This is a genomic window from Hymenobacter sp. 5516J-16 (genome assembly GCF_022919335.1).
GTDB lineage: Bacteria > Bacteroidota > Bacteroidia > Cytophagales > Hymenobacteraceae > Hymenobacter > Hymenobacter sublimis.
In genome coordinates, this window is record NZ_CP095058.1 from 326,899 (window position 1) to 350,263 (window position 23,365).

Consider the following 23,365-nt stretch of genomic DNA (forward strand, 5'->3'; position numbering starts at 1 on the left):
TAAATGCAGCCTAGACTGATATATCTGCGCATAGTAATCAATAGACGCCCGAATAAAGCAACTACGAACGATATACGAACTTGGAGCCAGCGCCCGAGAAGACTAGCAGCATATGGACTATCGAAAGCCTATTTAACAAAAGGATATATTCAAGCACAAACACATTCACCATCAATCTGTTATTGGCATACTGAAACTATATCCAAATCGAACAAAAGGGCGTGAACCGAGAAATATCCTACTGAATTTCTAAACGGGAAGCCTAAACTAGCTTTTCGTGGGCACTAGTTGCTACCTCCCCGTTACCCGAAACTCCACGCGGCGGTTGAGTTGGCGGGTAGCTTCCCGCTCGTTGCTGGCCCGGGGCTCGGCCCCGCCCAGACCCTGGCCCGTAATACGGGTCGCCGCTATGCCGTGGCGCACGAGGTAGGCTTTTACGGTAGCTACCCGCCGCTCGCTGAGCTGCACGTTTTTCTCCGCAGAGCCTACGTTGTCGGTGTGGCCGCGCAGCTCAATGGTGAGGCTGGGAGTTTCCGTGAGCAGCTGCAGCAGCTTTTTCAGGGCCGGATACGAGGACGAGAGCAGCCGGGCACTCCCCTGCTCAAAGCGGACTTTATCCAGCCCCAGGGTGGTGCCAACAGTGAGCGGCTGCAGCAGTACGTCCTGCCCGTAGGGCCGGCGTAGGTGGCATAGGTGCTGTCGAGGGGTAGGTAGCCGGGCAGGCGCACCTGGGCCGCGGCCGGGCGGCCAGGCTCCACTAGATACGAAAATGCGCCCTGGGCCGTGAGCGGCACCGTCGTTTCGGCCCCGGCCGGCCCGAGGCGCAACCGGGCCTGGGGCAAGGGCTGATACGTAGTGGCATCTAACACCCGGCCCCGCCAGACGCCGGTAGCAGGCAAGCCAGCTGACGGCGGCGCTGCTCCGACCAGCGGGGGCTCCCGGCGAAACACGTTACAGCCGGCCAGGTCCGTGTAAATGCCCCGGCGCACTAACTCCGCCTCGCCCCGACTCATATTCACCCGGTACAGGGCTTTCGGGCCGGCCATATACAGCCAGCGCCGGCCCCGTTCGTCTTTCTGGAACAGCAGGTCGCTGTAGCCGCCCCGCTCCGGTAGCCCCGTGGGAACAATCAGCTGGGGGCCGGGCTGGCGGGTGGCAAGGTCAACGCTCATCAGGGAGCCGTCGGTGCTATACACTTGGTAAAGAACTTGGGCCTCGTCGAGGCAGAAATTACCGTGAGAGCCCGCCCCAGCAAAGCCTATTTTGGGATAAAACGGCGCCTGCCGCTGCGGGTCCGCGGTCCAGAGCACCGTTACCAGCCCATCGGTGGGGTTTACCTTCACCAGCTTGCTGGCATCCGAAGTCATGAAATAGAGGTGTCCCTGCTCGTCGGTGGCGGCCGAAATCCAGACGTTTTCGGGGCCCTGGGCCGGTAGTTGCCAGCGGGTGTACTCGCCCTGGCCGGTAGCGGGGTTGTAGCGGTACACCCGCTCAGGCGCGTTGGTAGGCGACTTGGTGACCGAGTAGAGGCAGTTATCGAAACCCTTGGCCAGGGCGTACGACTGGAAAGGCAATACCCGCCGGTGCACCTTAGGCCGGGCGGAAAGATCGGCGCCCGCAAACTCGTGAATGGTCTGGCAGTCATCTTCCCAGATGTCGTTAGTATAGCGCAGGGCGGCAATACCGTACATTTTATCGTCGCAGGGCTGAGGGGTAGCGCCGGGGTGGCCGGGAGCATCGGCAGTGAAGCGAAACGACTTTAGCACCTGCTCGCCTTCCGCAAGGTGACGGGCATCCTGGGTAACTGGGGCCTGATATTCCAGCCGAAACTCAACATCGGCGCGCCTGATGCGGCGGCCCACCACGCGAATGCGCGGCGCCGGGCCGGCGCCGCGGCGTAGGTATACTGGTACTGCACTTCCGGATACCCAGTGGCCGCGCGCCGGCGCAGCTGCTGAACGTGGCCCTGCGGCAGTTGTTGCAAGGCCTGCCACACCGAGTCTGGGGGTTGGGGGCCGGGTGGCTACTCAGGCCGGGGTGCGCTTCAGCGGGTAGGGAATGGCGGGTAATTGTTACCCGGGCCAGCCCGGGCGCTCCGGGGGCAACGAACCGTATTTCAGCCGGGTGGCTGGCGGGTTGTAGCTGCCAGGATGCGGGGTAAGTGAGCTGGTAGCGGGCCACCGTATCAGTATAAAGCTGCCGCGCCGCCGGCTCCTGAGCGTAGAGCTGCAGCCAGCAGAGCACCAGGGCCAGCGTCAGCAAAACCTTCATAAGCCAATTAGTAAGCGAAGAGCACCGCCCCAAAGGTAAAAAAGCCGCGGCTCATGGCCCCTATCCCAGCAGCCATGGGCCGCCCACAACCAGAACGCCCGCTTCCTGGGCTTACCGCTCAAACACGGCCAGCTGTGAGGGCGCGCCCACCTCGGCCACCACGGGGCCCAGCGGCTCCACGCGCACCCGGTAGCCGTGGCGTTCTGCTACGCCGGCGGCCCACCCGGCAAACTGCGCCTGGGTCCACTCGAAGCGGTGGTCGAGGTGGCGGAATTGGCCGGCGGCCAGGGTGTCGTACTGCTGGTTGTAGTCGGCGTTGGGGTAGTGATGAGCACGACGCCGGGCCGGGCGCGGGCAAACACAACCTGCTCAAAGGTAACCAGCCGACTTTCGTCCAGGTGTTCAATGACTTCCACCACGGCGGCCGCATCGTAGCCAGCCAGGCGGGGGTCGTGGTAGAGCACGGAACCCTGGGCCAAAGTCAGCCGCTCCCGCTGGCGCGGGGGCATTTCGGCCACATGCAGGCGCTGCTGGGCCCGCTCCAACTCCCGCCACGATACATCCAGGGCCAGAATGTGCTCGACGTGCGGAATCTGCAGCAGCCGGCGTACTAGCTTGCCTTCCCCGCACCCCAGGTCGAGGACGCGCTTAGCCCGAGGCGCCGGATTTCCTCGGCTACGCGGTCCAGGCGCAGATTGTGCAGGCTGTGCTTGTCGGCGGCTACCTTTTCCTCAAATTCAGTCGTCTGGGTGGCATTTTCTGCCAGTGGCATAGGCAGCTCGGCCGTATCGTCGGTCACATCTTCCTCACTCCGTAGTAAGCGCTCCAGCGTCGGGTTTACGTAGGCGCTAAACCGCAGGTAGCGCCGCGTAATAAACTCCCGCTCGGGGTGGCGGGGTAGCCACTCGCCGCCGCGGTGCAGAAGCTTCTCCGCTTCGGCCCTGCCAATCCAGTAGTGCTTGTTGTTATCCAGCACCGGAATCAGCACGTAGAGGTGGGACAGCAGATCTTGTAAGCGCACGCCGGCGTGGCGCAAATGCAGCGTGAAGTAGCGGCTATTGCCCCATTCTGGCACTGTAGGGTCCAGGAGGTGGGCTTCCGTTTCTACCTCATAACCGAGGGGGGCGAACAGGCGCTGCAACTGCTCGGCGCTAGCGGCGGGCATTACGGCAATGGTAGCAGCCAGGGGCAATAAGACGTCGGGTAGCTCGGGGCGGTCCTTGCAAGTCCCGTTCATGGCCGTGTTGAAGGCCTTGGCCAGCGCCGCACTCAGGAAGGACGAGGCCACGTAGGGACGGTCGTTTACGTACTGTTCCAGGGCAAAGCCTTCCCCGGCCGGACCGCGGTGGTTGCGCACCAGGGCTACTGGGTCAATGCTAAGCAGCAGGGCTGCGGTGCAGCGTTCAGCAGTGGCTTCGGGATAGAAAACGTGGGCCTGGCCAGCTGCCACATCCAGGGTTTGGAGGCGGGCCGGGTTCTTGTGCAGCAGGTAGCCCAGGTCAGTGGCGGGCTGATGAGTAGTCGTAATGGTTAGCAGCATGGGCGTATCGACTTAGGTAGTATGTATAGTACACTACACCTTTACAGGCGACCAGCAAGATAAAGAGTCACAAAGAATCAGGGACAACACCACGAAGGGCAGTAAGAAGCGCGCGTTTGCTCAGGTCATAGATTATGCTTCAGCGGGAGGTTGCAAAGCCATTCTGGCCGCCCGCTTTGCAACCTTCTGATACTAGCATTACGTTGTGCTTTAACATTTGAGAAATCCAAGAGACTAATTGTGAAGACGGTATGCATTATATACAAATGGTTGAAAATGCTTTAACACATCAAATGAAGCATATTTATTCTTAACTAACCCGCTGCCAACTATGTACAGCTGGTATTTTTAACATATGATAAATGAATAGAATAAAACAGTAATATCCATTTGTTAATATAATATTCAGAGAATACACCCTTGCAACACCCATTTTTAAAGTGCTTCGAGTACCTAATATTCTGACTAGAAACGTTTCAACTGGCCTAGCTTTCCACCTTGGCGTGAGCGGGAGTTACTGGGAGAACTAGCGTTAGCCTGTTCGCGTGCGGGGTTTGCCGGGCCCTAGCCTCGGCTGGCCGAAATCATGTCCAAACGGGCCGGGCTATTCTCTATCTTTGTCTTGCCGAACTCCGGCCCCTCTTCTCACCCGCTTGCTATTCCTTCTATGAAGAAATTTTTCCTCCTCTCGGCTCTTCTACTTGGTACGCTGGCCGCCTCGGCGCAGTACATGCCCGGCAAGCCCCGCAAAAAATACGCCTTCCCCAAGAAAGACGAAGAGAGCCCTTACGTGCTCAACGTCACCAAGAACACCGACGAGGACGCCGAAGTAGATGCCTGCGTAACCCGCGTAGCCTACCGCCCCTACGCCGAAATGCTCACCGAAATCAATGAGCTTAAGCGCATGAACAACTGGGCCGACACCACGTATCAGCGCCGGTTTCAGCAGCTACCGGCTGGGGGCTTGCTTACCATCACCATGTACCGCCGGGGAGCCCAGAACGCTGATCCGGCTTACCTGAGCCTGGTAGCCAAAACCAAGGACGGCAAGGAAGTACTGAATCTGGCGGAGCTACCCGCCGGTCAGGGCCGATTCTGGAACCGCGACCTATATATGAGCAAGCGCGCCGTGCCTTTTACCAAAGCCGAGGTTCCGCAGGATGTTTTCCTCACAATTAACGATGCGAAAACCAAGCAGAACTTCGAGTACATCATCAAAGCCCAGTAACTACGCCGGTTGCTGCCATTCTTAAAAAGCCTGCTCCGGGTGCTGGAGCAGGCTTTTTAATACGTTATACACGCTACTACTTTTTTCGTAGCTGGGCCCACTGCACGGCCACTAGCGTTTTGGCGTCCTCAAACGAGGTTTGCCACAGCTCCTCGGGCCGGAAGAACACAGGCTCAATCTGCTCGTTTTCTGCTGCCAGTCCGCCCCCCTGCCCGGTTTGTTGGCTTACCTCCGCGTAAAAGACGGTGATAACCTCGGCACTGGTTCCGGGCGAGGGCAGCAGGCGGGCAATCTGCTCCAGATAGTCTACTTCGTAGCCCAGTTCCTCGTGAATTTCCCGGCGAATAGCGGCCGCAGGCTCTTCCTGCCCGTCTACCATGCCGGCGGCCACTTCTACTATGTCTTTTTCGGGGCCGATGCGGTACTGGCGGGTAAGGATGTACTGGTGGGTTTGGGTGTCGTACACCAGCGCGGCCACGGCAGTGCCGGGTTCGAACCGCTCCCGCCGTAACGTGTTGTCGCCATCCTGCACCTGCAGCAAGCTAAGCTTGTAGTGGCCGTCGTAAGCAATTTTGCGGTCGGTAATGTGCATGGGGCGCAAGGAAGTTTTTGAATGGATACGTGAAAAGTAAACGGTTTTACCCAGGCTCTGTGTTACTAGGCTAGTAAAGCGCCTCGCTGAGCCCTGGCAGCTACTTCCAGGCCCTCTGAGCCGCTCCTTTTACGCGCTGCACGCGCATCCGTATAAAAACCCGACCTTTGCGGGCTCATTATCTCCCGTGCCATTTTCGCTGCCCGTTGGCAGCTGCTTTTTTTTCTTTGATGTCGTTCGACGAACTAAACCTGATTGACCCCATCCTGGGCGCTTTGCGCGAGGAAGGGTACACTACCCCTACCCCTATTCAGCAGCAGGCTATTCCGCAGGTGCTGGAAGGTCACGATCTGCTGGGCATTGCCCAAACCGGTACCGGCAAAACGGCCGCCTTCACCGTTCCCATTCTCCAGATTCTGCACCAAACGGCCCAGGTGGAGCGCCACGCGCCCGGCCGGATTCGTTGCCTGGTGCTAACCCCTACCCGGGAGCTGGCTATTCAGATTGGGGAAAGCTTTGCCGCGTATGGCCGCCACCTGCCTAAATTACGCTCTACGGTTATTTTTGGGGGCGTAGGCCAGCACCCGCAGGTCCAGGCCCTGAAGCGGGGCGTGGAGGTACTCATTGCTACCCCGGTCGCCTGCTCGACCTGATGAACCAGGGCTTCATCGACCTGCGCAACATTGAAATATTCGTGCTTGATGAGGCGGACCGCATGCTCGACATGGGCTTCATCCATGACATCAAGCGCATCCTGCCCAAGCTGCCGGCCCGCCGACAAACCCTGTTTTTTTCGGCAACCATGCCTGGCCAAATTCAGGAGCTGGCCAACAGCATCCTGCGGCCTAACCCAGTGAAAGTGACCGTAACGCCCGTTTCCAGCACGGCCGATACAGTAACTCAAGCTGTGTACATGGTCGAGAAAAACGACAAGCCCGCCCTGCTCGAGCATGTGCTATCCGATAAGAACATTCGGCGCGTGCTGGTGTTTACCCGCACCAAGCACGGGGCCGATAAGGTAGTGCGCACGCTAGCCAAAGCCGAAATTCCGGCCGAAGCCATTCACGGTAACAAGTCGCAGAACCACCGCCAGCGGGCCTTGAGCAACTTTAAGGCCGGTACTACCCGCGTGCTGGTTGCCACCGACATTGCGGCCCGGGGCATTGATGTGGACGAGCTGACCCACGTTATCAACTACGAAATTCCGAACGAGCCCGAAACCTACGTGCACCGCATTGGCCGCACCGGCCGCGCTGGCGCCGACGGCACCGCCCTGTCGTTCTGCGACGACGAGGAGCGCGCGTACCTGCAGGATATTCAGAAGCTGATTCGTCGGCAGGTGCCCGTAGTTCAGTCGCACCCTTATACTTCCAGCCAAGTGGCACCGGTTCCGCTTTCCGGCGGTCCGGCCATCAAGCGGCCTAAAGGCCCGGCCGGGCGCCCCCCCCGCGCCCCCCAGGCGGGCGGCCAGAACCGCTCCGAAGGAGGTGGCCGGCAGCAGAACCGCGGCGGCGAGCAGCGCCCACGTGGTGGGAACCACGCAACGGGCCCGCGCCCTGAGGGCACCGCCAATGCTGGCGGTGCCGGCCGGAGCGGTAGCGGTCAGCGCCGCTTCCGGGGCAATGGCGGCGGTAGCCGCTAAGCTGGACACTGGCACCACCATAGGGCCCATTGATATTAAACGGGTTGTTTCCCCTCTGTTAAGCCGAGCCTACCCGCTTGGTTTAGCGGAGGGGTTTATCGTTACGGCTGAAGTAGGGCATGAGGCAAAACAAAATGACGTGGCGGCAACTTATCTGACAGCTAACGCCTTCTTGTAAAAACACCCTTTTTGTTTTGTTATGGCTCATCGCACCCTTCCCGTCATTCAGGCTTTGCGTGATACGGCGCAGCGCCTGGCCGCCCAAGCTCCGTACCAATGGGGCCACATGGGTAGCTGCAACTGCGGCCATCTGGCCCAAACCATCACTAAGCTTACCAAAGGCGAAATCCACGCCCGCGCTATGCAACGCTACGGCGACTGGGAGCGGCAGCTCATTGAGTACTGCCCAACCAGTGGCCTCCCCATTGACACCACGATTGATGAGATGCTAGCCCTCGGGTTCAGCCGCCAGGATTTAACCCACCTGGAACGGCTCTCCGATTCGGCTATTCTGGCGGCCATTCCGTTCGAGCGGCGCAATGCCATGCGTCATAATCAGCGCGATGATGTGGTACTTTACCTACGCACCTGGGCTGACCTATTGGAAAATGAGTTGCTGGCCGATATCCAGCTGCCGGAACTGGCACCTAGTCGTTCCGTAGTAGCCCTAAACTAACAACGCCTGCAAACCATATTGTCATCACACGCAGAAAGCCCCGCTGACGTATCAGCGGGGCTTTCTGTATAAGGGCTACCCAATAGGAAGAAGGCGCTATTCAAACGCCGAAATATATTCTCGGGTGCTCAGCTAACAAGTTGCGTTAGTAGTTAACGTCGCTGCGCTGGGCCTCGCGGTATTGTTCAGTCCGGTGGCTGCGCTTGTAGGCAGCATCCGCGTTCGGATCTTTCTCCGCATCGGGAGCTTGCGAGCAGGACGACAGGAATAGCGAAGCGCAGGCGGCGAACAAGAAGGGCAGACGGAAATTTTTCATACCCCAAAGGTAAGCACCACCCCGAAAACGGGCAAGTAACTTTCGGGCCACTTATTTCTGTAGCAGCTACACGGCTAACCACTTACTAGGCAACATATGTAACCGCCGCAAGGCTGCACTCAGCACAGTTAATGCGCTTAGTCTATACGTTACAATTGTACTTATCACAACGATAGTCTATCGATAAAAACCTATCAGTTATTACCCGCAAAAAAATGTAAACCACTCTTTATAGCCCTTTGCCCAAGCGTTCAGCAGGCTTACTCGGGCCATAAGCTGGACGACGTACAGTGCTACCTTAGAGCTAATCAGATTAGTGCGCTACACAAAATCTTGATTTTAACTTTATGGAGTTAGGTACGATGTAATCTATTTAGCATTCGCAGGAAGGAACCGCGCTTGTTTTCTAAGCAAGAATATATTAATCCATATTATAACGATACCGTTAATATTAATAGGCGCAGACTAAAAGTTATTACCTTATCACATAGTTCACTTTGCTATATTTATTCCTTTGAAAAACAGTTGTTTATAAAATCAACAATGGTGTAATTCACAATGTATTTAGCAGCGTATAGCTTATAATAAATAAAATTCATATGGCTGTATTTTTTGTCCATATAGGCCATGACTAGCTAAGGGCTAGTGTTTGTTAGTTTACACACCTCAAATCGACCTGACAAATTGCATCTGTCCTATTTCGCTTCTCACAATTTTATACTACCTGGCCCTTATGACTCATCGGGCTGGAGATTCGGGTTGAAAATCAGCGAAGGTGCCGTCTTGATAAAAGATGACGATACGTCGAATGCTCTTCTCTTTCCCAACATTACCGAGCAGCATTTCACTGGTGTTACTGCTAGACGGTAAAGCAGATGGATTTTGCTCTCGTAAGCCAGGAGTCGTAACGGGCTGGGCCGACACTACGGGCGGTGACGGTGGCGTCTCCTCAGGGGCAGCGGGAACAGGCACGCTAACTACAGGTGCCGCATCAACTGGCTTTGTTGCTTTTACAGCATCTTCTGGCCGCGAAGCAGGTACTCGCTCCACTTGACCCTTAGCAGGCCTTACACGGGGCGCTTCTGGAGCCGGGCTAGGTGCACTTGCAGTCATCGGTCCCGTACCACTCAGTAGCCAGGGCAAAGACAACTCGGGAAAGGCAGCAATAATCTTCTGCACTACCTCCAAGCTGGGTTTATTACGCCCACTTAGGATGTGGCTTACAATTGGGCGCGAAATTCCAATGGTATCCGCAAGTTGGGTAGGAGTTAGCTGCCGTGTTGCTAGTAATTCCCTAATTCGTTGTTCAATCATGAGCAGGATCAAGATGGTTTACAAATGTACTTGATACTACTTTCAGATTGGTAAATGCTCTACATACTATACAAAGGTAAACAAGGTTCACGGGTTTAATATAAATGTAAACACACATTGCAATCATACCTCATTGATAACATTTATAATTACTTTTGTTACTAACAACTACATAACGCGTGAGCTAGCGTTGTCTAGTTGTTAGTAATCGTTTTCCTAGCTGGGTGAATTGCCATTATTAATCAGGTGCGTTACTTTACAGGAATAACATCACTGGTAGAATGTGTAGCGCGTTGCTCTTGTATGAGTCCTTGGGAATGATCAACGATGGCTACTTCTACCCTATCATAGCTTTGCCTCATGATGTCTGCCTGCTGGTGAGTACGAGCGCTCAAGCTTACACGGGCCCTAACGCACGCGGGCCGTGCCATCAGCAAGATGACACGGCCCGGCCCGTTGAGGTTCTATGCAGGAAATGGCAGGCAGACGCTCAGCTACTCGCTGATGCTACCTCTGCCTAACTAATTGCTAATTTGAGTTAATCGAAGTACTCTCTGGCCAAGGCCTTATCATGCCCGTAGATGTCGTCGCGGAAATGCACCTTGCCAGCTTCGTCAACCCAGGTGGTGAAATATACTAGGTACACCGGTAGCTTCTCGGGAAGGGTAACATACTTTTCCCGACGATTGGCAATAGTATCCATAATAGCCGTTCTGTCCCAGCCGGCTTTGTCACGGAGGAGGTACTCCGCCAGCTTGATGGGCTCAGCTACCCGTACGCAGCCGTGGCTAAAGCCGCGCTTCGTTTGGCTGAACAGTTCGTCGTGGGGCGTATCATGCAGGTAAATATCCTGGGAGTTCGGGAAGATAAATTTCACATCTCCCAGGTCGTTCTTCGGGCCTGGACGACGGCGTAAGGTGTACTTCCAGGTCTTTTCCGTGAGGTTGCTCCAGTCGATGCTGCTTGGGTCAACGGGCGTAGCCTTAGCACCCCACCCTTTCACAACCTCCATATCGAGACGGTTGAGGGTGCCGTGCGGATCAGAAGCCAGCTTGTAGCGCAGCTCTTTGTCGATGATGCTGTAGGGTACATTCCAGTACGGCGCCAACACTACGAACTCCATCTTGTCGCTGAAGACCGGGGTAGCGTTAAGTGTCTTGCCCACAATCACGGGCATGCTGAAGGCTTCCTTACCTTCTTCTACCACGTGCAGGGTGTACTCAGGAATGTTTACCAACAGGTAATTGGGCTCAAACTTTTTAGGAATCCAACGCCACCGCTCCATGTTCAGCATGATCTGGTCGATGCGCTGAGAGACAGGAATATTGAGCAGGCGGAGGGTTTCCCCAGCCACTATACCGTCCGCTTTCAGGCCGTTCTGCTGCTGAAATTCCTTCACGGCAGCTACCAATTCCGGGCCGTATTGCTGGGCAGCTGGAGCCGGTGCAGCGGCGGGCTGACCGGGTTTATTGGCTACGACAACTGCCGGCGTAGCGGCCGGAGCCGGGGTTGCTTCCCGCCCGAGCAGACGGGTGCTCAGGGCTGCTACGGCCGGTGACGAAGCACCGGGCGTCAGGCGAGTACCCGCCGGAATAGTAGGCCAGCCACCGTTGCGTTGCATCTCCCGGTAGTCAGCTAGGGCTTTTTTAAGCCGGTCGTACTCGGGGTGCAAGGGCTCGAAATCGTAGTAACCGTAGATGCTTTCCCGCTCCCGGAGAATGGTCATCAGGGCCTTGTGCAGCTTGATTTTGTTCCGCTTTACCTTCCAGTCAATAGCCTTTACGGCGCGCGGGTCAACCGTACCCCGGTAGAAGTCGGACGCGTAATTGAAGTACGTCCCGGAAAGGGCTACATCAATTTCTTTTTCCAGCGCATTACGCTTGGTAGAATCAGACTGAGCCGCTTCCAGACTGGCAAAAAGCTTATCGAAGTCCTTGGTTTTGTAGTCTTTCGGATCGAGGCCCTCGTCGGCGGCTTTATTAATAACGGAAATCAGCGTCTTCGCCTGAGGCACGATTTCGTGGTTGCGGAACCACCCCAAGCGGAAATTCCGCTCCCGGTAGAACTTCTTAGCCCACTCAATTTGGTCCTTAAACTTAGGCTCGGCCGACATGTATTTCACAATGTACACGCTGTCGAGCGTGGGCTGAGCGCCCCCGGCCTTGGTTAGGCCGGCGGGTAACGCCTCCCGCAGCTGCGCCTTCTGGTCCTGGCTGCACGACACGGTAGACGTGAGCAGCAGCAGGCCCAGCAGCCAGCAGCAAACGGTAGTAAAAAAGGGACGATGCGTTTCGTTCATGCGAATAGTCAAGAGAAAATAGAACAGCACTGAAACATATTTCGCGCCAAGTCCGGCAGAAATTTGATTCAGGACGTTGTACTGGTTTCGACAGCGTTGAGTTGTCGGAACTGTCATTCTCCTGCTGCTGCAAGTTAACGCATTTACCCTGACTCCCGAACACTACAAAACGTAGAAATAACGGGCCCGCTTCCCTCTTCAGTGGTAGGCGAATCCTCAAGCTAGAGCGGCCGCCTTACGCCACCCGCTTTTTTAGTTTGGCTACTTTTGTGTTCTTCTTTTCCGCTACCCCTGTCGGTAGTACCTCCTATTCTCTATGCATACTTCCTTGCCTGCTGCCTCCTTCGTTCCCGATCCGCACAGTTACGCCCGCCCCGCGGAAGTCAGCGTGCATCACTTGGCGCTTGAGCTAACCGTAGACTTTGCCTCCCGCACGCTGGTGGGCGTTGCCACCTGGCAGCTCAGCAACCACCACGGCGCAACGGAGCTGGTGCTAGATGCGCGCGCCCTCCTTATCGAAGCCGTGCTGCTGGACGGCCCTACTGGCTCCCCAACTGTCTTTGCGCTCGGACCGGAAGACGCCGTGCTAGGCCAGGCCCTGCGCATTACGATTACCCCCGCTACAGCCGCCGTTACCATTCGCTACCGCACCACACCTGGGGCCGCGGCGCTGCAGTGGCTGACGCCGGAGCAGACCGCCGGCCGGCAGCAACCGTTCCTGTTTACCCAATCACAGGCCATTCTGGCTCGCACCTGGATTCCGTGCCAGGACTCGCCGGGGGTGCGCTTTACGTATGAAGCCCAGGTGCGGGTACCGGCCCACTTGCTTCCGCTGATGAGCGCCGAGAACCCCCAGCAGCGTGAGGCTAGTGGGGAATACAGCTTCCGAATGAGCCAGCCCATTCCGGCCTACCTCATGGCCTTGGCCGTCGGTGACGTGGAATTCCGGGCCCTGAGTCCGCGCACGGGCGTGTACGCGGAGCCAGCTACCCTGCCCGGAGCAGCCGAAGAGTTTGCCGATCTGGAAAACATGGTAGCCGCGGCCGAGGACCTGTACGGGCCCTACCGCTGGGACCGGTATGATTTGCTGGTACTGCCGCCCTCCTTTCCGTTCGGCGGCATGGAAAATCCGCGTCTAACATTTGTTACCCCCACCATTCTGGCAGGCGACCGAAGCCTGACCAGCTTGGTGGCCCACGAGTTGGCTCACTCCTGGAGCGGCAACCTCGTAACCAACGCCACCTGGAACGACTTCTGGCTGAACGAAGGCTTCACCGTTTACTTTGAGCGGCGCATCATGGAGAAGCTCTACGGCCGCCCCTACGCCGACATGCTGCAGGTGCTTGGCCACACGGCCCTGCTCCAGACCGTGCAGGAGCTGGGTGCCACCAGCCCCGATACCCACCTGCACCTAAACCTAGCCGGCCGGGACCCCGACGAAGGGCTCAATGAAATTGCCTACGAAAAAGGCGACTACCTCCTACTTACCCTCGAACAGCTGGTAGGCCGCGAAATTCTGGACTCCTTTATTAAGGACTACTTTGCCCGCCATAGCTTCCGCAGCATGGACACGGCTTCCTTTGTGAGCTACCTGCGCCAGGAGCTGCTAGACCGACATCCGGGGCTTGAAGAACAGATGCAGCTCGATGCTTGGATTAACGGCCCGGGCATTCCGGCGGTAGCCCCGCCGGTTTCAGCCAGCCGCTTCGAGGCCGTGGATGTGGCCCTCCGGCAGTGGCAAGCCGGCACGCTGGCCTCGGCTCTCACTACCTCCGCCTGGACCAGCCACGAGTGGGTACACTTCCTGCACGGCCTGCCTGCAAAGCTAACACCGGAGCAACTAACCGAGCTAGACGGCGCTTTTGGGTTTACGCACTCGGGCAATGCCGAAATTTTGGCGGCCTGGTTTCCGCTAACCATTGCGGCCGGATACGCGCCGGCTGAGGCGGCCCTGCATCAGTTCCTGACGCGGGTAGGCCGGCGTAAGTTTCTGGTGCCGCTGTACCGAGCCCTGCTGGCCACGCCCGGCGGCGCGGAGCGGGCCCGCCGCACCTACGCCGAAGCACGCGGCAACTACCACGCCGTAGCGACCAGCACGTTTGACGCCTTGCTGGGTAAGCCCGCCGAGTAACTACTGCGCTTTGGCCAGAACTACCCCAGCGTTATGCAGCCCTACCGTTATTTCGGGCGCGTAAATACTGGCCGTACCGGAACAAGCTGGGGCACCCCGGCGTTAGGGACCGTGGCCTGGTAGAGGTGGCTTGAACCTTGCTTGTAGTAGCCGGTTCTTTCCTAGTTGTGTTGATTAAGCTGATTTTCTGCATTGAAAAATTCCAAACCGCTCGGTAAGCTGATTGCCATTGGAGGCAACGAAGACAAAGGCACGTACCCAAACCCGCGCACAAAAAAGAAATACTACCTCAACTTCTTCGAGTTGGGTATTCTCAAACGAGTAATCCTGGAATCGGGCAAGGAAGACCCGCGCATCGAGGTCATAACTACCGCTTCCATGATTCCGGAGGAGGTAGCGCGCATTTACGTTTCCTCGTTTACTATGCTTAACTGCAACAACGTGGGCATTCTGGATATTCGCGTGCCGGAAGACGCGCTGTACCCGGAGTATGTGGAGCGGCTCAAGCAGGCGGATATTGTGATGTTTTCGGGGGCAACCAGTCGCGCCTGACGGATATTTTTGGGGGCACGGAATTTCTGGAAACCCTGCGGGAACGGTATTACAACCAGCCCAACTTTGTTATAGCCGGTACTTCGGCCGGGGCCATGGCCATGTCGAAAACCATGATTAAAGGCGGCAGCGTGCCAGATGCCCTTATGAAAGGTGCCGTGAAGATGGGCACGGGCCTGGGCCTGATCAACAACGTCGTCATTGACTCGCACTTTGTGAAGCGCGGCCGCTTTGGCCGCCTCATCGAGGCCGTGGCCCTCCACCCCAAGTTGATCGGCATTGGGTTGGGCGAGGATACGGGCGTGCTCATTACGGAAGGCAGCCAGATTGAAACCATCGGTTCCAACCTGGTCATCATCATGGATGGGCACAAGCTGGAGCACAACAACGCGGCGGCCGCCAAAAAGGGCGAGGCCATTTCTATTGAAAGCATGCTGCTGCACGTGTTGGTTAAGGGCAACGTCTATGACATCAGCCAACGCGAATTTTACCCTAATCTGAAGCTGCGCCAGCAAGCGGCTGAGTCGGTGCTTCTGACGGCGGGCCAGGATGCCAACGAGCCCGCTCCGGCGTTATAGGCTTTCTAGCTGCTACCTAAAATCAAAGAGGCTTCCCCTGGGGGAAGCCTCTTTGATTTTACTACCTCGGCGTGTCGGCGAGCAGCGCTACTCTAACACCCTAAAATTCGACTATGCCCGGCGGATTTCGTTTTTATTGGCTTACCGCCTGTGCATCAAGCTGATCTGAGGCAAAATCGACCGTGAATAGCGCGCCTACCTACTCCTTATATATATAGGCGCAAAACGACGGCCGTTGCTTACTTGTAAATAGCGACGAAAGGAGCAGTGTCGGCAGACGTTTGGCTGGCTCGGTACATGCCTTCCGAATTGAAAGGCAGGGCCACGTTGCCGGCCGCATCTACGGCCACCAGCCCACCTTCGCCCCCAATGGGCGCCAGCTTGTCGTGCACGACTATGCGGCAGGCCTCGGCCAGGCTCAAGCCGCGGTACTCCATCAGGCAGCTGATATCGTGGGCCACTACGGCGCGCAGAAAATACTCGCCATGACCGGTGCAGCTGATGGCGCAGGTGCGGTTATCAGCAAAGGTGCCGGCCCCGATGATGGGCGAGTCGCCGATGCGGGAATGCTGCTTATTGGTCATGCCCCGGTGCTGGTGGCGGCGGCCAGGTTGCCGTGCACGTCGCGGGCTACCGCCCCTACGGTGCCCATCTTCTTTTTGGGGTCTTCGTTCGGAAAGGCACTCGGCTCGGCTAGTGGGGCGGCAGTTTCCAGGGCTTGGCTGTGGTCGAGGCGCATGCGGCCTTCGGCCAGGGCTTCCTGCAGCTGGTCGTAGCGTTGCTGGGTGAAAAAGTATTCGGCGGGTTGGGTGGGTAGGCCATGTTGGCGGGCCAACTCGTCGGCGCCGGGGTAGCCCAGCAACACGTGCTCGGTTTTCTCCATCACCAGGCGCGCCGCCCGAATGGGGTTCTGGACGGTGCGCACGCCCGTTACGGCTCCGGCTGCGCGGGTGCGCCCATCCATAATAGCGGCGTCCATTTCGTGGTGACCTTCGTGCGTGAACACCGCGCCGCGGCCGGCATTAAACAAGGGGCAGTCTTCGAGGCTGCGCACGGTTAGCTCCACGGCTTCCAGGGCCGAGCCACCCTGCCGGAGCACGGCATAGCCAATGGCCAGGGCCTCGCCGAGGGCTTCGCGGTAGGCCTGCTCCTTTTCCGGGGTCATGGACAGGGGCGAAATGGTGCCGGCACCACCGTGCAGGGCCAAGGCGAAGGAAGTTGTCATAAAGCGAAAAAAATTAGCAGGTAGGCAAAAACGCAAGACAAAGGTAGGCAAGCATATGAGCTCAACCGGCCGGTAGTGACCCGAACGAACCGCGTTTTTTTTCGTAGGTTTGGTTTACTGTTTTCAACTCCCCAAACATATTCTTCTTATGGCTTACGAAGCTACCGGCCGCCTGCACGAGATTTTCGACGAACAGCAGGTGAGCGAGAAATTCCGCAAGCGCGAGTTCGTGCTGGAGGTCGTAGACGGCCAGTATCCCGAGCATATCAAGTTCCAGCTGGTACAGGACAAGACGGCTCTCATCGACTCCTACAAAGTAGGCGACGAGGTGAAAATTTCCTTTAACCTGCGGGGCCGTGGGTTCAACAAGAACGGTCAGATGCTGTATTTCACCAACCTCGAAGCCTGGCGCATTGAGGCGGGTGCCGGTGGCGGCGCTGCTCCCCAGGGCGGTGGCAACTACCAGCAGGCTGCTCCTCGCGCGGCGGCTCCGGCCCAAAACCAAAACCCGAACCTGCGCGCCTCGGCCGCCCCAATTGCCTCGGACGACGACAACGACCTACCCTTCTAGTTTGCTTGGAAGGCCCTGAGCTGCCTGGCAGTGTACGCAAAGCCGCTTCCGTAATCCGGGAGCGGCTTTTTGCTGGGCAATGGCGAGGATTTTATGGATAGCAGTTAAAGTAATCCGGGGGTGACTCCGTCAGGAGGTAGCCGGATAAGGCACCATTGCCGCCCGTTTTCTCGTACGTCTTTCCGGCGTCGCTTATCTTGTTCGTAGTTTGGTGATGCATCGGCTCCGGCCGCATCCGTTTTTTCGCTGTATGATTTCTTCTCTCCCGCTTTCTGGAAAAACGGCCCTTGTTACGGGCGCTACCAGCGGCATCGGCTTGGTAACGGCCCGGGAGCTGGCCCGGCAGGGTGCCCGCGTAATTCTGGTGGGCCGCGACGCCGACAAGGCCGCACGGGCCGTGGCTTCCATTCAGCTGGCGGCCGGCCCAGAAGTACCGGTGCACGTGAAGTGCTACGACCTGTCGTTGCTGCGCAATGTGCGCGCCCTGGCCGAGGAGCTGCAGCAGGAGATAAGCCAATTGGATATTCTGGTGAATAACGCGGGCATCATGCCCGGGCGGTTTGTTCTCACTGAGGAAGGCCACGAGCTAAGTTGGGCCACCAACCACCTCGCTCCGTATGCCCTGACTAACCTACTACTCCCACTGCTGGATGCCGCCGGCCAGGCCCGGGTAGTTACGGTATCGTCGGTGGCACACTGGGTAGGCGAGATTGAGCCCGACCGCGCCGTGCGCAACTCGCCCGACAAATACAGCTGGCTCACGGCCTACGCCGACTCCAAGCTGGCCAATATTTTATTCACCAACGAGCTGGCTCACCGCCTCGACCTGACGGGCATTACCGCTAACTGCCTACACCCGGGCATGGTAGATACCGGCCTGATCCGGCCGGGTACCTCCCCCGTCATGAAGGCGCTCTGGTGGACGGCCAAACCCCTGATGATTTCGCCGGAGCGCGGCGCGCAAACGACGCTATACTTGGCCACTTCTCCGGAGGTAGCGCGGGTAAGCGGGCGTTATTTTTCCGGCAGCCGGCCGGCCCGCACCTCGGAACGGGCCCAGAGCCGGGCCGAAGCTAGCCGCCTCTGGCGCATATCGGCGGAAGAAACCGGCATCGAGTGAAAACTGGAGGGCCGCTACTTTTCTCCTGATTCAGCGTTCTAAGCTAGTACCGTCGTTGCCGCTCTGGCCCGGCGCTAATAGGCACCATACATGACTGACTTACGGGAACTGATCCGGCAGGGCGAGGGCGAGCGGTTGGAATTTAAGAAGCGCACTACCCACCCCACCCGCATTGCCCGCACGCTGGCCTCATTGGCTAATACCCACGGCGGCCGGGTGCTGGTAGGCGTAGACGATGATGGCCGCATTGTGGGCGTGCGCGACGCGGAAGAGGAAATCTATCAGCTGCGCCAAGCTGCCCAGCATTACATTGATCCGCCGCTGGAGCTTCGGTTTAAGGAAGTTGAGGAGGACGACCGGGTGGTGCTGGTAGTAACGGTGGCTGAAAGCTCCCACAAACCCCACCGCGCCCAGGTAGCCGACGGCGACTGGCGGGCCTACGTGCGCGTGCGCGACGAAAGCGTACAAACCAGTCAGCTTACCGAAAAAGCGCTGGAGCGTACCGATACCGGACCGCGCTTTGAGCGCATTCCGCTGAATAAAGAAGAACTAGCCGTACTGGACTACCTGCAGAAAAACCCGCGCATCACGCTGGCGCAATACATGAAGCTGCTCAACATTGGGCAGCGCCGCGCCTACCGGACACTCATCAAGCTGACTTTGCACGGCTACATCAAGCACCACGACAAGCAGAAAGAGGCGTATTACACGCTGTAAGCCGGGCAGGCTCCAGCAAATCCCAGAGGTTGCCGTATAAGTCGGCGAATACCAGCACGTGCCCGTAAGCCTCCGTTGTCGGGGGCGCACAATAGTTACGCCCGCGGACAGCAGCTGCTGATAATCCCGCGCCAGGTTATCGGTATAAAGGAACAGCGCCACGCGGCCACCCGTCTGGTTGCCCACCCGAGCGGCTTGTTCGGGGCTAGTGGCGCGAGCCAGCAGCAGTTCGGCGCCACCAGCAGCACCGCGGGGCGCTACCCGCACCCAGCGTTTCCCGGACCCGAGGTCAGTATCCTCCAGAAGTTGAAAATTCAGCTTTTGGGTGTAGAAAGCAATGGCCTCGTCATAGTCGGCTACTACCATGGTAAGTAGCGCAATTTGCTGGTTTATACTCATCTCGGGGGCCGGTGCACTACCTAAAAACAGCCTGAGCAGTACACTACTCAGGCTGCTTGGCACTACTCCTGCTGACGCGCTTTCAAGGCTTTTTTTTCTTCCTTGGCGGCCTTTTTTTCCTTGGTGGTTTTAGCAGGCTCTTTCTTTTTTTCTTTGCGGGGTTCCTGGGCTTTGGCCATAATAGTAGGGATTTTGAAGAGGAAGGATTCTGGTACTCTAACGCGCCAGACCGAGCGGGTGTTGTAGCCGGCTAAAAGTACGTATTACTTCAGTAGCGGCAGGTAGCGCTCCTGTAGCAGGTGCAGATGGTGGGCTTCGTGGCCGGCCAGCATAAAGGCCAGCGCCCGCACACTCACCGGGGAAGCGCTGGCCGTACCCGTGCGCTCGTAGGCCTCAGCCGGAAACGACTCCAGCAAGCTCAGGGTAGCGGTACGCACGGCATCGTATTCCCGCAGAATATCCTCCAGCGGCCTCTCGTCGGCACCGGAGGCGGGCACGTAGGCGTCCTGGTCGAAGCCCGGCAGGGCTGTTGGTCGCCGCGGGCGATGCGCAGGGCCCGGTAGGCGAAGATGCGCTCCGTGTCCAGCACGTGCACCAGGCTTTCCTTAATGCTCCACTTGCCGGGCGCGTAGCGCAGGCGGGCCTGCTCGTCAGTGAGGCCGTGGAGTAGCTGCTGCAGGGTTGCGGGCTGCTCGCGCAGCTGCTGCAACGGGCTGTGGCCTTCCGGAACGAGGCGGATGTAAGTAGCGTAGTACGGCGCGTACTGGTCGGCGCCGGGGCGGGTAGTAAGGTGGCTCATGAGGCGAAACTACGGGAATAGCGTCATTTTCAAGCCTCTGATTTCTCTAGCTCTTTACCAAACATGGCGCAACGATCAGGCCATCACGGGGCTATTTCTGGGGCACGGCAGCTAGTTACCGGCTCCAAACAACCCCAACCGACAACGCGCAACAACCCCGTAGCGTAGAGTAGGCATTTGCTTCATCACTCCCATCCTATGGCCTCTCTCCTAGACAAAGGTTTTTCGATTTCCAAAAACGCCCTGTTCAGTGTCTTTCTGAACCGCGCCGGCAAGCTCCTGGGCCGCCCGTTCAAAGTAGTTATGGTACTGAACGAGGTAGCCAACAAGCTGGCCAGCAAAGAAAGCAAGGACAGCAAATTCAAGCAGCTTTTTGACGTAGGCTACACCGTGGTGCGCTTGGTGCGTAACTACGTAAGCGGCAGCTACCGCCAAATCGAAACTGGCACCATTGTGTCGGCCTTGGGCGTACTGCTCTACACCCTGTCCCCCGTTGATCTGGTGCCTGATTTCGTACCCGTGGTAGGTTTCCTCGACGACTTGGCTTTGCTGAGCTGGTTCGTGGAGAAGTTCCAGGGTGAAATTGTCCGGTTCCGGGAGTGGGAGCAAACCAATGCTGCCGAAGAAACCGATGACATTCCGGCTGCTTCGGCCAAGCCCGTGTACGCCGCGTCCAATACCAACGCCGAAAATGCACCGGCCGTAGCCGAAATGGGTCACTCCTAGCCTGAGTTTCCTACCGCGCCGTACTTCTAATAGCACTACTACCGCTTCTTGGGCGGTGGTAGTGCTTTTTTGCGTGTGCAGAAGCTGGCTGGCTGGCCTCGCCACGCCGTGCCTGCCGCCGGTTCGCTATTTTTGCTTCATCTTTTTCGCTGACCACCCAGCAGCACAATCACTTATTGTATGCGCGTACGTTTCCGGCTGGCTCTGCTGGCCCTCACGCTCCTTTCCTGCCTGCCCCGGCCCGCGCCGACGAAGGCATGTGGCTGCCTCTGCTGCTTAAGCAGCTCAACGAGGCCAACATGCAGAAAAAAGGCCTCAAGCTCACCGCCGAGCAGATTTATTCCATCAATCAGGGTAGCCTTAAAGACGCCGTCGTGCAGTTTGGCGGCGGCTGCACCGGCGAAATTATCTCAGACCAAGGCCTGCTGCTCACCAACCACCACTGCGGTTACAGCCAGATCCAGAGCCACTCCTCCGTCGAGAAAGACTACCTCACCAAGGGCTATTGGGCCATGAGTCGGGACCAGGAACTGCCCAATCCCGGCCTCACGGCTACCTTCATTGTGCGCATGGAAGACGTGACCAGCCAGGTGTTGGCCGGCGTACCGACCACGGGCATTGTGGAGGCCGAGCGCGAGAAGCTGGTGCAGGTAAACAGCCAGCGCGTGGCCCAGGCTGCCGTGCAAGGCACGCACTATCAGGCCTTTGTGCGCCCCATGTTCAATGGCAATGAGTACTACCTCTTTCTGACGGAGGTGTTCCAGGACATCCGGCTGGTAGGCGCGCCGCCGAGCAGCATCGGCAAGTTTGGGGGCGACACCGACAACTGGGCCTGGCCCCGCCACACCGGCGACTTCAGCATCTTCCGCATCTACGCCGGCCCCGACAACAAACCCGCGCCCTACTCCCCCGACAACAAGCCCTTTAAGCCCCGCCACCACTTGCCCATTTCCCTGGGCGGCGTGCAGCCCGGCGACTTTACCCTGGTGTTCGGCTTTCCCGGTCGCACCAATGAGTACCTGACCTCCTGGGGCGTGGATGAAGTGTACTCGCTGTCGAACCCTGCCAAAATTAAGGTGCGCGACGCCAAGCTGCGGGTGCTGGACGCCGACATGAAAGCTTCCGATAAGGTACGCATTCAGTACGCCGCCAAGTACGCCAGCATTGCCAACTACTGGAAAAAGTGGATTGGCGAAACCCGCGGCCTCAAAAAGCTCGACGCCGTGCGCGTGAAGCAGCAGCAAGAAGCCCAGTTCCAGAAGTGGGCCGAAAGCGGCGACGCTGCCCGCCGCGCGGCCTTTGCCGGATTGCTCCCGGAGCTGCAAAAGAACTACACCACCGCCCGCGACTATACCCTGGCCCGCGACTACGTCACGGAAGCTGCCCTGGGCGTGGAGCTGGTGAGCTACGCCAACAGCCTACTACCCCTGCTGGAGCTGGCCGACAAGAAAGCCCCAACTGAGGAGCTGGCTGCCGCCGCCGAGAAAGCCAAGAAAGGCTCCGTGGGCTTCTTCCGCAACTACAGCGCCCCCACCGACCAGAAGGTAGCCGCGGCCCTGTTCCCCTCTACGCCAACGGCACCCCAGCCGCCCTGCTGCCCGCCTACGTGAAGAATCTGCAGAAGCAGTACGCTACCACCGGCTGGCCGGCTTACGCGGCCCAACTCTACGGCAAGTCACGCCTGACAACGCAGGAATCGGCTTATGTGGTGCTGGATGAGGTAGCGAAAGGCAACGTAACCAACCTACGCCAAGACCCCGCCGTGCAGTTGGCCCAGGCCATCGTGACGACGTATCGCCAGCAGGTACTGCCTACCTACACCGCCGCCACCGACAACATTGCCCTGCTTCAGCGCACCTACGTGGCCGGCCTGCGCCTGCAGCAGCCGGAGCGCAAGTTCTACCCCGATGCCAACTCCACCCTGCGCGTGGCCTACGGGCAGGTAGCTGGCTACCAGCCCGCCGATGGTACGAAGTACGACTTCTACACCACCCTCGACGGCATCATGGAAAAAGCCGACCCCACCAACCCTGACTTTGAAGTGCCCGCTCGCCTTGCCGAGCTGTACAAAAACAAGGATTTCGGCCCCTACGCCTACAAAGGCACCGTGCCCGTGGCCTTCATTGCCACCAACCACACCACCGGCGGCAACTCCGGCTCGCCCGTCATCAACGGCCGCGGGAGCTAATCGGCACCAACTTCGACCGCAACTGGGAAGGCACCATGTCTGACATCATGTTTGACCCCGACCGGGTGCGCAACATCACCCTCGATGTGCGCTACATGCTCTTCGTAGTCGATAAATACGCCGGCGCCGGCCACCTCGTCAAGGAAATGACCCTGGTGGGCGGCCCTGGCAGTGAAGCCGCTACCCCGACAACGGCAAGAAGCTGGAGAAGATCAAAGTGAAGCGCAAGCCAGCCAAGGAGAAAGCTTAAGATGCTGTTGCCATACAAGAATGCCCGCCGAGAAGCCTATCTTCCGGCGGGCATTCCTGTTTTTATACGGCTATATGAGCCTTATCTCATCGTACTCAGACTTAAAGCAAATCAGTCGGAGGCTTTTAGAGTCGAATAGCTCTATAACCTGTCTGTATTCTCATTCCCAGCTACATCTTCGCTGGACACCTCCCACACCAGAGCAAGAAAGGATGACTAGGTTAATGAGCA

At 58.0% G+C, this 23,365-nt stretch carries 18 protein-coding genes and 5 pseudogenes; 12 read left to right on the forward strand and 11 right to left on the reverse strand.

Going from position 1 to position 23,365, the window contains the following annotated elements; genetic code table 11:
* Positions 1-291: 291 nt before the first annotated feature.
* The 4 genes from MUN84_RS01665 to MUN84_RS01680 all read right to left on the reverse strand — a co-directional run bounded on the left by MUN84_RS01665 (position 292) and on the right by MUN84_RS01680 (position 3,811).
* On the reverse strand, positions 292-657 hold the full coding sequence (locus tag MUN84_RS01665; RefSeq protein ID WP_317239184.1) for an OmpA family protein: 366 nt from the start codon (positions 655-657) through the stop codon (positions 292-294).
* Positions 558-1,865 carry a hypothetical protein gene (locus MUN84_RS01670; protein ID WP_244696369.1) on the reverse strand — a complete coding sequence of 436 codons (1,308 nt, stop codon included), beginning with the start codon at positions 1,863-1,865 and terminating at the stop codon, positions 558-560. Before MUN84_RS01670 ends, MUN84_RS01665 begins: the two co-directional genes overlap by 100 nt.
* Positions 1,866-2,477: 612 nt before the next feature.
* Positions 2,478-2,906: a class I SAM-dependent methyltransferase gene (locus MUN84_RS01675; RefSeq protein ID WP_317239185.1), complete on the reverse strand. Its 429-nt coding sequence runs from the start codon at positions 2,904-2,906 to the stop codon at positions 2,478-2,480.
* Positions 2,882-3,811 carry a 3' terminal RNA ribose 2'-O-methyltransferase Hen1 gene (locus MUN84_RS01680; RefSeq protein ID WP_244696370.1) on the reverse strand — a complete coding sequence of 310 codons (930 nt, stop codon included), beginning with the start codon at positions 3,809-3,811 and terminating at the stop codon, positions 2,882-2,884. The genes MUN84_RS01675 and MUN84_RS01680 overlap by 25 nt, the downstream gene beginning before the upstream one ends.
* Positions 3,812-4,478: 667 nt before the next feature.
* On the opposite strand from MUN84_RS01680, the gene MUN84_RS01685 reads away from it, so the two are divergent.
* Positions 4,479-5,039 carry a hypothetical protein gene (locus MUN84_RS01685; RefSeq protein WP_244696371.1) on the forward strand — a complete coding sequence of 187 codons (561 nt, stop codon included), beginning with the start codon at positions 4,479-4,481 and terminating at the stop codon, positions 5,037-5,039.
* Positions 5,040-5,115: 76 nt separating this feature from the next.
* On the opposite strand, the gene MUN84_RS01690 is transcribed toward MUN84_RS01685, so the two are convergent.
* Positions 5,116-5,631 carry an NUDIX domain-containing protein gene (locus tag MUN84_RS01690; protein ID WP_244696372.1) on the reverse strand — a complete coding sequence of 172 codons (516 nt, stop codon included), beginning with the start codon at positions 5,629-5,631 and terminating at the stop codon, positions 5,116-5,118.
* A 230-nt stretch (positions 5,632-5,861) separates the two neighbouring features.
* On the opposite strand from MUN84_RS01690, the pseudogene MUN84_RS01695 reads away from it, so the two are divergent.
* Together MUN84_RS01695 and MUN84_RS01700 are read left to right on the forward strand one after the other, a co-directional pair.
* Positions 5,862-7,273: pseudogene (locus tag MUN84_RS01695) on the forward strand (DEAD/DEAH box helicase).
* A 199-nt stretch (positions 7,274-7,472) separates the two neighbouring features.
* Positions 7,473-7,949 carry a hypothetical protein gene (locus tag MUN84_RS01700; protein ID WP_244696373.1) on the forward strand — a complete coding sequence of 159 codons (477 nt, stop codon included), beginning with the start codon at positions 7,473-7,475 and terminating at the stop codon, positions 7,947-7,949.
* Between the two features lie 145 nt (positions 7,950-8,094).
* Here MUN84_RS01700 and MUN84_RS01705 read toward each other — a convergent pair whose 3' ends face one another.
* The 3 genes from MUN84_RS01705 to MUN84_RS01710 form a co-directional block, all read right to left on the reverse strand.
* Positions 8,095-8,265 carry a hypothetical protein gene (locus tag MUN84_RS01705; RefSeq protein ID WP_188558993.1) on the reverse strand — a complete coding sequence of 57 codons (171 nt, stop codon included), beginning with the start codon at positions 8,263-8,265 and terminating at the stop codon, positions 8,095-8,097.
* Positions 8,266-9,003: 738 nt separating this feature from the next.
* Complete coding sequence (locus MUN84_RS24345; RefSeq protein ID WP_410780066.1) at positions 9,004-9,579, reverse strand: helix-turn-helix domain-containing protein; 576 nt, start codon at positions 9,577-9,579, stop codon at positions 9,004-9,006.
* Positions 9,580-10,117: 538 nt separating this feature from the next.
* Positions 10,118-11,878 carry a murein L,D-transpeptidase gene (locus MUN84_RS01710; protein WP_244696374.1) on the reverse strand — a complete coding sequence of 587 codons (1,761 nt, stop codon included), beginning with the start codon at positions 11,876-11,878 and terminating at the stop codon, positions 10,118-10,120.
* 316 nt (positions 11,879-12,194) lie between these two features.
* Here MUN84_RS01710 and MUN84_RS01715 point away from each other — a divergent pair, with 316 nt between their 5' ends.
* From MUN84_RS01715 to MUN84_RS01725, 3 genes are all read left to right on the forward strand, one after another.
* Complete coding sequence (locus MUN84_RS01715; RefSeq protein ID WP_244696375.1) at positions 12,195-14,009, forward strand: M1 family metallopeptidase; 1,815 nt, start codon at positions 12,195-12,197, stop codon at positions 14,007-14,009.
* 192 nt (positions 14,010-14,201) lie between these two features.
* Positions 14,202-14,561 carry a hypothetical protein gene (locus tag MUN84_RS01720; RefSeq protein WP_244696376.1) on the forward strand — a complete coding sequence of 120 codons (360 nt, stop codon included), beginning with the start codon at positions 14,202-14,204 and terminating at the stop codon, positions 14,559-14,561.
* 26 nt (positions 14,562-14,587) lie between these two features.
* Positions 14,588-15,139 carry a cyanophycinase gene (locus MUN84_RS01725; RefSeq protein ID WP_244698592.1) on the forward strand — a complete coding sequence of 184 codons (552 nt, stop codon included), beginning with the start codon at positions 14,588-14,590 and terminating at the stop codon, positions 15,137-15,139.
* 239 nt (positions 15,140-15,378) lie between these two features.
* Here MUN84_RS01725 and MUN84_RS01730 read toward each other — a convergent pair.
* Positions 15,379-16,364, reverse strand: a pseudogene (locus MUN84_RS01730) (isoaspartyl peptidase/L-asparaginase family protein).
* A 148-nt stretch (positions 16,365-16,512) separates the two neighbouring features.
* On the opposite strand from MUN84_RS01730, the gene MUN84_RS01735 reads away from it, so the two are divergent.
* The 3 genes from MUN84_RS01735 (at position 16,513) to MUN84_RS01745 (ending at position 18,772) form a co-directional block, all read left to right on the forward strand.
* Entirely contained in the window at positions 16,513-16,935 is a 423-nt protein-coding gene (locus MUN84_RS01735) for a DUF3127 domain-containing protein (protein WP_244696377.1), read from the forward strand.
* A gap of 250 nt (positions 16,936-17,185) precedes the next feature.
* Positions 17,186-18,055, forward strand: a complete 870-nt coding sequence (locus MUN84_RS01740) for an SDR family oxidoreductase (RefSeq protein ID WP_244696378.1) — start codon at positions 17,186-17,188, stop codon at positions 18,053-18,055.
* A gap of 90 nt (positions 18,056-18,145) precedes the next feature.
* Positions 18,146-18,772, forward strand: a complete 627-nt coding sequence (locus tag MUN84_RS01745) for a helix-turn-helix domain-containing protein (RefSeq protein ID WP_244696379.1) — start codon at positions 18,146-18,148, stop codon at positions 18,770-18,772.
* Positions 18,773-18,883: 111 nt separating this feature from the next.
* Here MUN84_RS01745 and MUN84_RS23420 read toward each other — a convergent pair.
* Together MUN84_RS23420 and MUN84_RS01760 are read right to left on the reverse strand one after the other, a co-directional pair.
* Positions 18,884-19,171 (reverse strand): annotated as a pseudogene (locus tag MUN84_RS23420) (VOC family protein); the annotation flags it as partial.
* 263 nt (positions 19,172-19,434) lie between these two features.
* Positions 19,435-19,970: pseudogene (locus MUN84_RS01760) on the reverse strand (DinB family protein).
* 198 nt (positions 19,971-20,168) lie between these two features.
* Here MUN84_RS01760 and MUN84_RS01765 point away from each other — a divergent pair.
* The 3 genes and pseudogenes from MUN84_RS01765 to MUN84_RS22700 all read left to right on the forward strand — a co-directional run bounded on the left by MUN84_RS01765 (position 20,169) and on the right by MUN84_RS22700 (position 23,105).
* Complete coding sequence (locus MUN84_RS01765; RefSeq protein WP_244696382.1) at positions 20,169-20,696, forward strand: YkvA family protein; 528 nt, start codon at positions 20,169-20,171, stop codon at positions 20,694-20,696.
* Positions 20,697-20,953: 257 nt separating this feature from the next.
* Positions 20,954-22,306, forward strand: a complete 1,353-nt coding sequence (locus tag MUN84_RS22695) for a S46 family peptidase (RefSeq protein WP_262920611.1) — start codon at positions 20,954-20,956, stop codon at positions 22,304-22,306.
* Positions 22,303-23,105 (forward strand): annotated as a pseudogene (locus tag MUN84_RS22700) (S46 family peptidase). Before MUN84_RS22695 ends, MUN84_RS22700 begins: the two are co-directional and overlap by 4 nt.
* Positions 23,106-23,365 lie beyond the last annotated feature (260 nt).

Coding starts and splice junctions, on each gene's coding strand:
- MUN84_RS01680 (WP_244696370.1), bottom strand. CDS start 3,811: ATGCTGCTAACCATTACGACTACTCATCAGCCCGCCACTGACCTGGGC.
- MUN84_RS01685 (WP_244696371.1), top strand. CDS start 4,479: ATGAAGAAATTTTTCCTCCTCTCGGCTCTTCTACTTGGTACGCTGGCC.
- MUN84_RS01690 (WP_244696372.1), bottom strand. CDS start 5,631: ATGCACATTACCGACCGCAAAATTGCTTACGACGGCCACTACAAGCTT.
- MUN84_RS01700 (WP_244696373.1), top strand. CDS start 7,473: ATGGCTCATCGCACCCTTCCCGTCATTCAGGCTTTGCGTGATACGGCG.
- MUN84_RS01705 (WP_188558993.1), bottom strand. CDS start 8,265: ATGAAAAATTTCCGTCTGCCCTTCTTGTTCGCCGCCTGCGCTTCGCTA.
- MUN84_RS24345 (WP_410780066.1), bottom strand. CDS start 9,579: ATGATTGAACAACGAATTAGGGAATTACTAGCAACACGGCAGCTAACT.
- MUN84_RS01710 (WP_244696374.1), bottom strand. CDS start 11,878: ATGAACGAAACGCATCGTCCCTTTTTTACTACCGTTTGCTGCTGGCTG.
- MUN84_RS01715 (WP_244696375.1), top strand. CDS start 12,195: ATGCATACTTCCTTGCCTGCTGCCTCCTTCGTTCCCGATCCGCACAGT.
- MUN84_RS01735 (WP_244696377.1), top strand. CDS start 16,513: ATGGCTTACGAAGCTACCGGCCGCCTGCACGAGATTTTCGACGAACAG.
- MUN84_RS01740 (WP_244696378.1), top strand. CDS start 17,186: ATGATTTCTTCTCTCCCGCTTTCTGGAAAAACGGCCCTTGTTACGGGC.
- MUN84_RS01745 (WP_244696379.1), top strand. CDS start 18,146: ATGACTGACTTACGGGAACTGATCCGGCAGGGCGAGGGCGAGCGGTTG.
- MUN84_RS01765 (WP_244696382.1), top strand. CDS start 20,169: ATGGCCTCTCTCCTAGACAAAGGTTTTTCGATTTCCAAAAACGCCCTG.
- MUN84_RS22695 (WP_262920611.1), top strand. CDS start 20,954: ATGTGGCTGCCTCTGCTGCTTAAGCAGCTCAACGAGGCCAACATGCAG.